Raw genomic sequence first — 12,966 nt, 5'->3', positions numbered from 1 at the left:
CTGACTTGTTACCTGCCCATTCCTATCGGCACGAAAGTTCCCATGACTGACCAGTGCGAAACGATCGAGACGGCGCCGCCAGACGTTCCCATCCCTAGTGCCCTGCCGATTGCGATCCTTTCCGTCCTGGCCGCCATGGGAACGCTCGCGACCAACATCTTGCTGCCGTCGCTGCCGCAAATTGCGATCTCACTGAATGTCACGAGCGCGGCGGCCACATCCGCCATCACCGTCTTTCTCGCGGTGTTCGGGTTTGGACAGCTGGTAGTCGGACCGCTTTCGGATCGCTACGGAAGACGCTGGCCAGTCCTGATCGGATTTGCCGTTTTCATCGCCGGTAGCGTCTGGTGCAGTTTGGCGAACGACCTGCCGAACCTACTGGTCGGCCGCGTCGTACAGGCCGCGGGGGCTTGCGCGACGTCCGTGCTGTCTCGCGCCATCGCCCGCGATCTGTTCCGAGGGCCGGCGCTGGCCCGCGCGATGGCGCTGATTATGATCACAATGTCCGCAGCCCCCGGATTCTCACCGCTGCTTGGGGGTGCACTCGACCACAGCTTCGGCTGGCGCTCTGAATTCGCACTGGTCGCTGCCTTTGCTGTTGTTGGCGCTATTGCTTATGGGATCATCCTCGGCGAAACCCACCGTTCAACCCGCACCCCGCTCAACCTGGTCGCTATCGCGAAAACCTACGTTAACCTGATTTCCGATCCTCGTTTCGCTATCCCGGCCGCAACCGGGAGCCTGATCATAGGCGGCCTGTTCTCGATGTTTTCGGCTGCGCCGCGCCTGTTCATCGAGGCGCTGCACTTCACACCAATCCAACTCGGCTTCTTCTTCGCCGGCACCGTCTTTATCGTATTCGCCGCAGGTATGCTGGCGACGAGACTGGCACCACGCTACGGGCTCGATGGCCCGATCCGGACAGGACTGTGGGCGACAACCGCCAGCAGTCTTGCGCTTCTGCTGATCTCGATGACAAGCCCAACATTCCTGCCGTTTCTGGGCGCGATGTGCGTGTTTCTCCTCGGCATGGGCGTTGTCAGTCCCCTAACCACCGCGCGGGCGCTCTCTCCATTCGGAGAAAAAGCCGGCGCAGCCTCGGCGCTGCTAGGCTTCTGGCAGATGATGAACGCTGCAATCGGTGTATGGCTTGCTGCCACCGTATCGCATGAAGCAATGCTTGCGCTGGGCGTGGTGTTGAGCGCGTTTTCGCTGCTTGCCTTTGGCCTATATACGCGAATTCCGAGGCCATGATTGGCTAATCCCGCAAGCGCCACAGATGGCATTGATGAGTTCGCTGTTCTTCTCGGCACGAGCTGACGTCATCGTCATCATGACCACAGCCACGTTGGATTGTGTATTCAGGATCATCGCCATTCAAGTGCCGTGAAATTCTGGCTTGCTGCTACCTGGTGGTCGTTTCATCTCGAACATGTTTTCCGTCTTGACCTCAAGGTAGTCTCCGCCCCGGCCGGCGCGCAGGATAGGACCTCCGAGCGCGGTGTTGTAGACGCCATCCTGGATCAGGGACTTGTCGATGTAGACTGCGACAACTTCGCCGAGGACGAACCAGCCTTCGACTTTCTCGCCTCGCGCATTCGCCAGCTGAGAGACCTCGATGACCTTGCACTCCATCGCGGCCCTGCTCTCGCCGACGCGCGGCACGGCCACGCGACGCCCGGGTATCGGCGTCAGCCCTGCTGCCTCAAACTCGCTCACGCCGTGATCGAGAGGTGCCGCCGTCACATTCATGCGCTCGCCCAGATCTACCGTGACCAGATTCCAGACGAATTCACGGGTCTCGCTGACGTTCTTGACGGTGTCCTTCCACGAAATTGAAGAGAAGCCGATTATCGGAGGGTCGTAAAGGAACGCGTTGAAGAAGCTGTAGGGAGCGAGATTCAGCTGACCGGCCGCGTTCCGCGACGAAATCCAGCCGATCGGGCGCGGAGCAATTATCGCATTGAATGGATTATGTCGGAGTCCGTGGCCGTTCGACGGCTCGTAGTAGTGAAAGTCTGCCAGATCCATGACCTTTCTCTCCCCGGGGGCCGCCAGGGCCCATCCATCGCTGTCCAGTCCAGCTCCTTCAACAACAATTGACCCACGCATGACCGGGCGGGGCACTGCCCTTGTCAGAACATCCCGCAGTAGGGCCCCATCCGAAACATGCTCACGCAATCGCTCGAGCCACCGCCGGCCGTTGCTCGGCGGCATCGAGAAAGCCTATCAGGCGCTGCCGGATGATCCGTTCGGCGTCCGCCATGATGCGATCGATCAGCTCCTTGACCGTTGGGATGTCGTGAATGAGGCCAACGACCATGCCGCAGCTCCAGGCGCCCGCGTCCATGTCGCCGTCGATCATCACCTTGGGATAGACGCCCGCCACCTGCTCGTGGATATCGTCGATCTTCAGGGCTTTGCCCTTCTCCCGTTCAATCTCGAGCAGTTGCTCGACGCCCCTGTTGTTCAGGACCCGCTCGGTATTTCGCAGCGCCCGCATGACCAGGCGCGTATCGAGCTCGGTTGCCTTGACCAGGGCATCCTTGACGTTTTGATGCACGGGCGCCTCCTTGGTGGCGATAAATCGCGTGCCCATGTTCATGCCGGCGGCGCCCATGGCCAGAGCCGCAACCAGGCTGCGCGCGTCCGCCATGCCGCCCGAGGCAACGAACGGTATCTTCAGTTCCTCGGCCGCACGCGGCAGCAGGATCATGTTGGGCATGTCATCCTCACCGGGATGGCCGCCGCACTCAAAACCATCGACGCTGACGGCATCACAGCCGATCTGTTCGGCCTTCAGCGAATGCCGAACGGACGTGCACTTGTGGATCACCTTGATGCCGCCAGCCTTCAAGGCCGGCATGTACTGCTCGGGGCTGCGCCCGGCCGTTTCGACGATCTTGACGCCGCCCTCTCTGATGGCGGCAATATATTCCGGATAGGGCGGCGCGCTGAACGTCGGCAGAAAGGTCAGGTTCACGCCGAACGGCTTGTCCGTCATGTCGCGGCAGCGCGCAATCTCCTTGGCCAACAGTTCCGGCGTCCGCTGCGTGAGGCCTGTGATTAAGCCGAGGCCGCCTGCGCCGGACACCGCCGCCGCCATTTCGGCAAAACCGACATAATGCATTCCGCCCTGGATGATCGGGTGTTCGATACCGAACAGCTCAGTAATTGCCGTCTTCACGCGCGTACCTCCGACGTGTTGTACAGATTGGCGACTTGTTGCTCGTTAGTTGATGATTTCGAGAAGTCCTGCAGCGCCCATGCCACCGCCGACGCACATCGTGACAACGGCATACTTGGCCTTGCGCCGACGGCCCTCGATCAAGGCGTGGCCGGTCAGCCGCGCGCCCGTCATGCCGTAGGGATGGCCGACCGCGATTGAGCCGCCGTTGACATTGAGCTTGTCCGGATCGATCCCGAGCTTGTCGCGGCAATAGATCACCTGCACGGCGAACGCCTCGTTCAATTCCCAGAGGTCGATATCGTCGGTCTTGAGCCCGTGCCGTTTGAGCAGGCGGGGAACGGCATAGATCGGGCCGATACCCATCTCGTCCGGTTCGCAGCCAGCCGAAACGAAGCCTCGGAAAATGCCGAGCGGCTTCAGTCCCTTTTGCGCCGCGAGCTTGTCGCTCATAATGACGGCCGCACTCGCGCCATCCGAAAGCTGACTGGCATTGCCGCCGGTCACGGTGAAGCCCGACCCCTTGGCCGGTTTGACGCCCGCGAGCCCCTCGGCCGTGGTATCCGGGCGCGGCCCCTCGTCCGCCGACAGCGTTACCTTCTGATAGGATACGGCACCGCTCGCCTTGTCCGTGACCGCCATGGTGGTCGTGATCGGCGCGAGCTCGTCGTTGAACCGACCGCCCTGCTGCGCGGCCGCGGTGCGGCGCTGGCTCTCGAGACTGTATTCATCCTGGCGTTCACGCGAGATGTTGTAGCGTTTCGCGACGACCTCGGCCGTGTCGAGCATCGCCATGTAGGCATCTCCCTTCATCGCGAGCAACTCCGGATCCACGGCATGAAAACCGTTGAACTGGTTATTCTGGACCAGGCTGATGGATTCGCCACCGCCGCCGATCGCTACGGGCACGCCGTCAAAAACGACCGAGCGGGCGGCAAGCGCGATCGCCTGGAGGCCGGACGCGCACTGACGGTCGATGGTCGTCCCCGCCACGCTCACCGGAAGTCCGGCACGCAGCAGCGCTTTGCGGGCGATGTTGGTTCCCGTGGTACCCTGCTGCATGGCGCAACCCATCACGACATCTTCGACCTCTGCCCCTTCAATTTTCACGCGCGACAGCGCTGCGGAGATGGCATGCCCCAGCAGGGTCGCACCCTCGGTATGGTTGAGCGCCCCCTTATACGCCTTGCCGATCGGGGTGCGGGCCGTCGAGACGATCACAGCTTCAGTCATTGCTTACCTCTGGTGGAAGCGCCAATCGGATGATTGAACAGGCGGACGGTTCAGCTCTGCTGCGCATACCGCATCAGGTGATAGGTCGGGTCGCCGAACTGGACGTTGATGGAGCTGATCCGCTTGAAGTAATGACCGACGTTCAATTCGTCGCTCATGCCCATGCCACCGTGGATCTGCACGGCCTGCTCGGCGACGAACCGCGCGGCGTAGCCAACCTTCGACTTGGCGCCTGACGCGAGCTTCGACCCATTGGGCTCCCGGGCGGCCAGGCTGAGGTTCAGATGCTGGGTGAGCGAGACGGCCTCTTCGAGCGCGATGAACATGTCGACCATGCGATGCTGCAGCACCTGAAAGGTCCCCAGTGCGACCCCGAATTGCTTGCGCGTCTTGCTGTATTCCAGCGTTGCCGAATTCAGCACCGACATCGCACCGACCGCCTCGGCGCAGAGCGCGGCGATGGCGCGTTCACGGCAAGCCTCGAGCGCCGCAACGCCCTCGCCCTCGCGACCAAGCAACTGGCTGGCCGGCACCTCGACGTTCATCAGCGCGAGCTCGGCAGCGCGCCGTCCGTCGACGGTCTTGAAGCTCTGCAAATGGAGATTGGCCGAATGACGATCGACGATGAAGAGGCTTACGCCGTCGCGATCACGGGGGCCACCAGACGTTCGCGCCGATATGATGAGTTTGTTCGCCCACGGTGCCCCCACCACCGCGGCCTTTGTCCCGCTCAGCACGAAATTGTCGCCCTGGCGCCGGGCTGTCGTGGTGACGTTGTTGAAATCGTAGCGGGATCGCCCCTCCGCCCAGGCCAGCGCCCATATCGCCTCGCCCTCCATGATGTCAGGCAGGAACGCCTCGCGCTGTTCGGGCGAGGCGACATCCTCGATCAGGCCGCCTGCGAGCACCACCGTCTCGAAATAGGGTTCAACGACGAGGTTGCGGCCGAACTCCTGCATCACGATCATGGTCGCGAGCGGGCCCCCGCCCAGGCCGCCCGAGCTTTCCTGGAACGGCGCCGCGCAGAGCCCGAGTTCGGCGAACGATTTCCAATGCCTGCGGCTCCAGCCCTCGTCGGTCGAAACGATCTTACGGCGCTCGTCGAAGTCGTACTGCTCGCGCAGAAACCGTTGAATGCTGGATCGGAGCAATTCCTGCTCTTCGGTAAATTGAATGTCCATCGGATGCCTCGTGCGATATGTCAGAGACCCAAGACCGCTTTCGCGATGATGTTGCGCTGGATCTCGTTCGACCCACCGTAGATGCTGAGCTTCCGGGAGTTCAGATACTTCTCGGTCGCGGTGTGGCCATAGTCCGGCCCCGGCATGAAGCGATTGGCGGTCACCGGATGCTCGCGAATCGCCAGACCGTAATTGCCGATCGCCTGGTGCGTCAGGTCCGTGATGCGCTGGAAGATCTCGGTGCCCCTGATTTTGAACAGCGACGCCGCCGGTCCCGGATCGATACCGCGCGACATCTGGGCAACGATGCGCAGCTCGGTCGCTTCCAGCGCGAGCACATCAAGCTCGACCCGCGCGATGTCCTTGATGAATTCTCCGAAGGACGGATCGTCCTCGCCGATCTCCGTCCGCACGACCTGCTTCAATCGTTGCAAATAGCGCGTCGACCGCCCGATCCCGGCCATGCTGGTGCGCTCGTTGCCCAGCAGGAATTTTGCGTAGGTCCAACCCTTGTTTTCTTCGCCGATCAAATTCTCGGCCGGCACCCGCACGTTCTCAAGGAAGACGTCGTTGACCTCATGCGATCCGTCGATCGTGATGATCGGCCGCACGGTGACGCCGGGCGATTTCATGTCGATCAACAAGAAGGAGATGCCGGCCTGGGCCTTGGCTGACGGATCGGTCCGGACGAGACAGAAAATCCAGTCGGCGTGCTGGGCCAGCGTCGTCCAGGTCTTGTGGCCGTTGACGATATAGTGGCCGCCTTCGCGCACCGCCTTGGTTCGGACCGACGCGAGATCGGAGCCGGACCCCGGCTCCGAATAGCCCTGGCACCACCAGTCCTCGCCGGACAGGATTCGCGGCAGAAACTTCTTCTTCTGCGCCTCGTTGCCGAACGTGTAGATGACCGGGCCGACCATGGTGACGCTGAAGGCGAGCGGCGGAAGCGTCCCTGCCCGAGACGTCTCCTGCTCGAAGATGAAGCGCTGGGTGACCGACCAGCCGGGGCCGCCGTACTCCTTGGGCCAGAGCGGAGCAATCCAGCCCTTCTTGTAGAGGATGCGGTGCCAGAGCAGCGACTGCTCCTTCGTCAGGTCGGTCTCCGGATTGGGAACGCGCATCTCCTGCGGATAGTTCTCCGCAATGAAAGTGCGCACCTCGTCACGAAACGCGGCGTCCTCACTGGAAAGGCTGAGCTCCATCGCGCGGACCTCCTACCACTTCTCACCGAAGGGGCGGATCTCGAGCTCAAAGGTCCAGGCGCTGCGCGGCTGCTGATACAGCAGCCAATAGGATTCCGCGACCGACGACGGCGGCATCAACAGATCGGGATCATCGAGGGCGTTCGGACCGAGCGCCTCGATCCGCCGCTGACGGACCCATTCCGTGTCGACACCGGAATCGATGATGAGATGTGCCACGTGAATGTTCTTTGGACCCAACTCGCGCGCAGTCGCCTGTGCGACGGCGCGCAGGCCGAATTTGGCGCTGGCGAAGGCCGCATATCCCGATCCACCGCGCAAGCTCGCCGTCGCGCCGGTAAAGAAGATATTGCCCTTCCCTCGGGGCAGCATCAGGCGGGCCGCTTCACGGCCGGCGAGAAAGCCGGAATAGCAGGCCATTTCCCAGACTTTGCGGAATACGCGCTCGGTCGTATCCAAGATCGGAAAGTTGACGTTGGCGCCGATGTTGAAGATGCAGACTTCCAGCGGGGCATGCTTGTCCGCGTCGCCAAGGAACGAGATGATCTCCTCTTCCTTGCGTGCATCGAGCGAGCGCGCGTGAATTTCGCCGCCGGCCTCTTCGATTTCCTTGACCAGAGGCTCGAGCTTGGCCCCATTGCGGCGACCGGCAAATACCGTGAAGCCTTCAGAGGCGAACTTCTTGGCGATTTCGCCACCGATATAATCTCCAGCCCCGATCACGGCCACGGTCGCGTTTCTCTTTTGCAAGGGTGTTCTCCCGGTGAGGTTAGACTTGCTGCTTGCGGAATTCGGGCGCCCCCTTCGGAGGAGCTTCACGACCCTCCCCGCGCAAGGACTCCACGAGCTTGTGCTTGAGTATCTTGCCGGTCGAGGTCGCCGGCAAGGCATCGAGAATGACTATTTCGGACGGCCGCTTGTACGAGGTGAGTTGAGATCGGATGAATCTCATCAGATCGTCGGGCGTGGTGCGAGACCCCGGCAGCAATTGCACAAAGGCGACGATCTCCTCGTTGCCGTCAGCGGCACGACCGACCACGGCGGATTGCACGACGTCCTTGTGGGAATTGACGACGGCCTCGACTTCGGCGGGATAGACGTTGAAGCCCGAACGGATGATCATTTCCTTCGTGCGGCCGACGATATACAGGCAATCCCCGTCGAAGCGCGCCAGGTCGCCGGTATTGAACCAACCCATGCTGTCGATCGCCTTCGCGGTCAGCTCCGGAGCGTGGTAATAGCCGAGCATCACGTTGCGCCCACGGACATGCAGCTCGCCGACCTGGCCTCTCGCCGTCGGAAAGCCGTCGATGGTTCTGACCCGCGCCTCTACACCGGGCAGCAACGTGCCGACCGCCTGATCCGACCGCGGCGCATCATAGCGCACGCCCGATATCCCCGGCGAGCATTCCGTAATGCCGTAGCCGTTAAGCAGCGGCAGGCCGAACTCCTCTTCCACGCGCGCCTTCAGGCTCAGATCCAGGGGAGCTCCGGCAACCGCGATCAAGCGCAACGAACCTCGCGCGAGCTGCTTCACACCCGCTACGCTCTTGTATTCCAACAGGCGCTGATAGGTGGCGGGCACGCCATTGAGGATGGTAACGCCCTCCTCCGCGATCGCCTTGGCAGTCGCAGCAGGATCGTATTTGCTGACCATCCGGATCGTGCCGCCGACCATCAATGTCATGATCAGAAGAGAGATGCCGACGATATGGGAGATCGGTAAAACCAGATAGATCTTATCGTGTTCGTTCATCTTGCGGAAATATGCGGTCGTCCTTGCGCTGATCAGGAGGTTGTCATGCGAGAGCATCACGCCCTTGGGGGTCCCCGTCGTTCCGGAGGTGTAGATCAGCACCGCGACTTGCTTTGCCCCATCGGCCTCCACCGGTTCGACGGCCGCGCTCTCGTTGAGCGGACCAACGCTGGTTACCAGCAAAGGCCCGATTTGCCGGCTGTCTGCACCGTAGCGCGAGGCGTGAGCTGCGGCCTCCTTGGAAATACCTGGCGTAAAGAACATCCGACGGGCGCTGCTATGATCGCGGATCTGATCGAGCTCGCGCGCTGACAATCGCGGATTGGCGACGATCGCCCAGGCGTCGATCCGGCTCGCCGCCAACAGCAAGGCGGCGAGCGCAATGCAGTTTTCGCTGACAATGATCATCCGGTCCCCCGGCCTGATCCCCAGCGACGAAAGGACTGTGGCGATCTCACTGACACGCCGATCCAGATCGCGGTAGGTCCAGGAGGCACCGTCTTCAACCAGCGCGATCCGGTCGGGGGCAGAGGCAACCTGTCTTGCCGTGACGTCATGAATGCGGCCTGGCAAACCGACGCCAATCTCGTCGAGACCGATCACATCTGAAAGCTCTGCCACGACCGACCTCCCGACAAAACCATGCCTCCTTTCGCAGCGGGGCACATTCGTCGTTTTACATAACGTTCTTTTTTAGAACCCGTCAATCCATAATCGTTCTTGCCCGTCTCCCAAGGCCCAAATGGGGCACATTAGCTTCCATATCTATCTTCCTTCCGAATTTCAGCGAACCCGTCATTTACAACGCGCCGGCCTACCGGTACGATGAAGTACTAAAATAGAACTATATGGGAGAATCGAAATGACGGGGAGGCGCGGCGTAGCGATACTTGTGGGGGCTGGCGATGCGATTGGCGCGGCGGTCGCGCGGCGCTTCGCCGAGGGCGGCTATACGGTTTGCATTTGCAGGCGTGACGCATCGAAGTCGCAGGGGCTTGTGGGGGAGCTGAGGGCTGCGGGACATGAGGTTCATGCATTCAGCGTCGATGCCCGCCAGGAAGCAGAGGTCCAAGGCATATTCGCACGGGTCGAAAAAGAGCACGGACCGATCGAGGTCTGCCTGTACAACGCCGGTTCGAACGTCAACAAGCCTCTGCTGGACACGACGGAGAAGCTGTTTTTCAAGGCCTGGGAACTGGCATGCTACGGCGGATTCCTCGTCGGCCGAGAGGCTGCGCGCGTCATGCTTCCACGCGGACGTGGCACGATCTTCTTTACCGGTGCGACGGCCAGTGTGCGCGGCGGCAAGGGCTTTGCCGCATTCTCGTCTGCGAAGTTCGGGCTTCGAGCAGTGGCCCAAGCGATGGCCCGCGAGCTGGGGCCCAAGAACATCCATGTCGTGCATCTCTTGATCGATGCAGGCGTGGATAGCGAAGCTATTCATCAGCGCATGAAGGCGGCGAAGGGAATCGAGGCGAGTGAAATACCCGCAGACAGCCTAACCAAGACCTCTTCCATTGCTGACGCCTATTGGTTCACCCACCATCAAAGCAGGGATGGCTGGACCCACGAGCTCGATCTCCGTCCGTCCGTGGAGAAGTGGTAAAATGAACGCGACACCAAACCTGACCCTGTGGGGCGTGGGGACAAGCCGCACCATTCGCCCGCACTGGGCCATGCACGAACTGGGCCTGGTTTACGAGACAAAGCCGATCGGGCCGCGAACGGGCGAGACCAAGACCGCTGAATACACCAAGCTCAATCCTCGCCAAAAAATCCCCCTGCTGCAAGACGGCGACTTCCGCATCGGCGAGAGCGCCGCCATTGTCGCCTACCTGTCGCGAATGTACTCCACGACAAAACGCTCCCTGATTCCGGAAACCACGCGCGACTATGCCGCGTGGCTAGAGTGGTGCTTCTTCATCGTCGCGGAGCTGGATTCCACCAGCCTCTACGTGATGCGGCGCCATCGGGCTGACGCGCTCGGTCCAATCTACGGCATTGCGCCTGAGGTCGTCGCCCAGGCCGGCGAGTATTTTCGCCAGCAGTTGCGCCATGTCGAAGTCGCGCTCGCAGACAGCCGGCAATTCCTGATGGGCGACCAGTTTACCAGCGCGGACATCCTGCTCACGACCTGCCTCGAGTGGGCCATCGCCTACGGGGTCGACATTTGCGACAACGCGCGCCCCTATCTCGAACGCATCCGGAAACGGGAGGCCTTTCAGCGAGCCGTCAAGGCCAACGTCCCGTTAGTGCCGATCACACCGGCGCCGGCGGCAGCCTAAAGGCCACTCGCGCAAGGACCGCGTGGCGTCAGACCGCCACGCGCACGCTGCGTTCCGCGATCATCGTCTCGATCGCGCTATCGTCGTAGCCGAGCTCCCGCAAGACCTCGCGCGAGTGCTCGCCGACCCGGGGTGCCGGCCCGCCGATCGCGGCCTCATTGATCGCAAACCGGGCTGCCGGCTTCGGCTGCCGCACCCGACCGACTTTCGGTTGATCGAACTCTGCGATGATTTCGCGCGCGATCACCTGTTCGTTGTGGATGATTTCGCCTCGCCGCAGGATCGGCGCACAAGGGACGTCCGCGGCGTCCAGGCGTTCCAACCATTCGGCGGTGGTGTGCAGACCGAAGTATTCAGCCATCTTGTTGATGCGGGCCGTGGCGTTGACCGAGCGCGCCGACGGCGTCGCAAACCGGGGATCCTTGGCGAGCTCGGGATCTCCGGAAGCCTGGCAAAATCCCTGCCATTCGGAGTCCGAGATCGTACCGGCGGTGATGTAGCCGTCGCTGGTCTTGAACACGAGATCCGGCCGATCGTTGGGATCTGCGGCCGTTTGCTCGGCCCCCACCACCGTGTATTGCATCATGCCTTCCGGCCAAAGGTATGAAATCATGGCATCCAGCATCGCGACCTGGATATGATCGCCCTGCCCGGTCTTCTCGCGCGCATAGAGCGCCGCCGCCACCGCCTGCGCGGTAAATACCGCCGTGGTCTTGTCACACACGATGGTACGTATCATCTGCGGACGGTTCGTGACCGGCTGCGACTGGATATCGGCAAAGCCGGACAGACCCTGAATGATCGGATCGTAGACGCGCTTCTTCACGTAGGGTCCGGTGTCGCCAACCCCGCTGATCGAGACATAGATCAAGCGCGGGTGGCGCCGGCGCAACTCGTCAACGCCAAGACCGAGACGCTCCATGGTGCCGGGCCGGAAATTCTGCACCAAGACGTCCGCCTGCGCCACCAGCTTGGCGAGAACTTCACGGCCGGCCCCGCTCTTGACGTCAATCGAGAGCGAACGCTTGCCGCGGTTTGAAGAGATAAAGAGCGCGGAGAACTCGCCATCCTTGTCGATGGTGGCACGGCTACGCCGGGTGATATCGCCGCCGATGGGTTCGATCTTCAGAACGTCAGCGCCCTGGTCTGCCAGGAACATGGTCGCGAAAGGACCTGACACCACACCCGTCAAATCGAGGACACGAACTCCGCTGAGCGGGCCAGGCATGGGCATTCTCCCTGAATTACATTGTCGTGAGGCCGACTGGTTTTTCGTCGGGCACCGGGACATCCACCTGGCTGCGCAGGCTCAACTGCAAACCTCAAGCCGTTTTCGCAACCGCCCGACCGGTCTGTTCGACGATCGACTCCTCGACGTCCCGGAGTTGATCCTTGCCGAAAAACATTTCCTTTCCGACGAAGAAAGTCGGCGAGCCAAATGCTCCGCGATTGACCGCATCGGTCGTCCGATCGATCAACCCCTTCTTGACGTCGTCCTGCTGGGCGCGTGCAATCAATCGGTCGATATCGATGCCTGAGGAGATGAAAGCGCTCCGGAAGATTTCGAGGTCATCCATCTTCTTCGGCTCTTCCCACATATGATGATAGGCCGCACGGAAGTAAGGCTCGAACACGCCCTCGAATTGGGCGGCGACAGCGCCACGCATCAGCATCAGCGTATTGACCGGAAAGAAGGGATTTTGCCGAAATTTCGTCGCGTTGTGGCGCTGGATGAAGCGCTGGGTCTCCAGTGCCTGGTATTCCGGCTTGTTCTTGATTCCGCGAAGCGACTCGAATGGAGACAGATTGCCCGTTGCCTTGAATATGCCGCCGAGCAGTACCGGGACATACTCGAATTTCACGTCGGTCCGCCGTTCGACTCCCGGAAGCGCCAGTTCCGCCAGATAAGCGTTCGGGCTCCCAAAATCGAACAGGAATTCAACTTTCAGGGGCATGTCAGCTCCTCCCGTAGCGAAGTGAATGATAGGAGTTGCTGGTTCTTCGGCCCAACTCCGTTACGAGCTTTCATACAGTTCTAAAATCGAACTGTCAAATTCACGCTCAAATCCGCTTAATTACGGCAGTCCCTGGGGTATTGTTTGAAATCTAGTACCTATCTAGA

General features: G+C 61.3%; 11 protein-coding genes and 1 pseudogene. 3 read left to right on the top strand and 9 right to left on the bottom strand.

Annotated features, from left to right (window positions below):
- Positions 1 to 42 precede the first annotated feature (42 nt).
- A complete protein-coding gene (locus tag JQ617_RS02040) occupies positions 43 to 1,254 on the top strand; it encodes a multidrug effflux MFS transporter (protein WP_212024016.1) in 1,212 nt (403 codons plus the stop codon).
- Positions 1,255 to 1,377: 123 nt separating this feature from the next.
- On the opposite strand, the gene JQ617_RS02035 is transcribed toward JQ617_RS02040, so the two are convergent.
- The 7 genes from JQ617_RS02035 to JQ617_RS02005 form a co-directional block, all read right to left on the bottom strand.
- A complete protein-coding gene (locus tag JQ617_RS02035; RefSeq protein WP_212024014.1) occupies positions 1,378 to 2,031 on the bottom strand; it encodes a flavin reductase family protein in 654 nt (217 codons plus the stop codon).
- A 142-nt stretch (positions 2,032 to 2,173) separates the two neighbouring features.
- On the bottom strand, positions 2,174 to 3,187 hold the full coding sequence (locus tag JQ617_RS02030; RefSeq protein ID WP_212024012.1) for an NAD(P)H-dependent flavin oxidoreductase: 1,014 nt from the start codon (positions 3,185 to 3,187) through the stop codon (positions 2,174 to 2,176).
- A gap of 45 nt (positions 3,188 to 3,232) precedes the next feature.
- Complete coding sequence (locus JQ617_RS02025; protein WP_212024010.1) at positions 3,233 to 4,420, bottom strand: acetyl-CoA C-acyltransferase; 1,188 nt, start codon at positions 4,418 to 4,420, stop codon at positions 3,233 to 3,235.
- A 50-nt stretch (positions 4,421 to 4,470) separates the two neighbouring features.
- On the bottom strand, positions 4,471 to 5,601 hold the full coding sequence (locus JQ617_RS02020) for an acyl-CoA dehydrogenase family protein (RefSeq protein WP_212024008.1): 1,131 nt from the start codon (positions 5,599 to 5,601) through the stop codon (positions 4,471 to 4,473).
- Between the two features lie 20 nt (positions 5,602 to 5,621).
- Positions 5,622 to 6,803: an acyl-CoA dehydrogenase family protein gene (locus tag JQ617_RS02015; protein ID WP_212024006.1), complete on the bottom strand. Its 1,182-nt coding sequence runs from the start codon at positions 6,801 to 6,803 to the stop codon at positions 5,622 to 5,624.
- A gap of 12 nt (positions 6,804 to 6,815) precedes the next feature.
- On the bottom strand, positions 6,816 to 7,553 hold the full coding sequence (locus JQ617_RS02010) for an SDR family oxidoreductase (protein ID WP_212024004.1): 738 nt from the start codon (positions 7,551 to 7,553) through the stop codon (positions 6,816 to 6,818).
- Between the two features lie 19 nt (positions 7,554 to 7,572).
- Positions 7,573 to 9,180, bottom strand: a complete 1,608-nt coding sequence (locus tag JQ617_RS02005) for a class I adenylate-forming enzyme family protein (protein ID WP_212024002.1) — start codon at positions 9,178 to 9,180, stop codon at positions 7,573 to 7,575.
- 241 nt (positions 9,181 to 9,421) lie between these two features.
- Here JQ617_RS02005 and JQ617_RS02000 point away from each other — a divergent pair, with 241 nt between their 5' ends.
- Together JQ617_RS02000 and JQ617_RS01995 are read left to right on the top strand one after the other, a co-directional pair.
- Complete coding sequence (locus tag JQ617_RS02000) at positions 9,422 to 10,165, top strand: SDR family NAD(P)-dependent oxidoreductase (RefSeq protein WP_212024000.1); 744 nt, start codon at positions 9,422 to 9,424, stop codon at positions 10,163 to 10,165.
- 1 nt (position 10,166) lies between these two features.
- A complete protein-coding gene (locus JQ617_RS01995) occupies positions 10,167 to 10,844 on the top strand; it encodes a glutathione S-transferase family protein (RefSeq protein WP_212023998.1) in 678 nt (225 codons plus the stop codon).
- A 172-nt stretch (positions 10,845 to 11,016) separates the two neighbouring features.
- Here the strand turns inward: JQ617_RS01995 and JQ617_RS01990 are convergent.
- Positions 11,017 to 12,003: pseudogene (locus tag JQ617_RS01990) on the bottom strand (CaiB/BaiF CoA transferase family protein); the annotation flags it as partial.
- A gap of 163 nt (positions 12,004 to 12,166) precedes the next feature.
- The gene (locus JQ617_RS01985; RefSeq protein ID WP_212023994.1) at positions 12,167 to 12,799 is read right to left on the bottom strand and encodes a 2-hydroxychromene-2-carboxylate isomerase; all 633 of its coding nucleotides are present in this window, start codon (positions 12,797 to 12,799) and stop codon (positions 12,167 to 12,169) included.
- Positions 12,800 to 12,966: the final 167 nt, after the last annotated feature.

This window comes from Bradyrhizobium sp. KB893862 SZCCT0404, assembly GCF_018130885.1.
GTDB lineage: Bacteria > Pseudomonadota > Alphaproteobacteria > Rhizobiales > Xanthobacteraceae > Bradyrhizobium > Bradyrhizobium stylosanthis.
The sequence above is the reverse complement of the archived record's forward strand: the minus strand, read 5'-3'. Positions and strand labels throughout refer to the sequence as shown.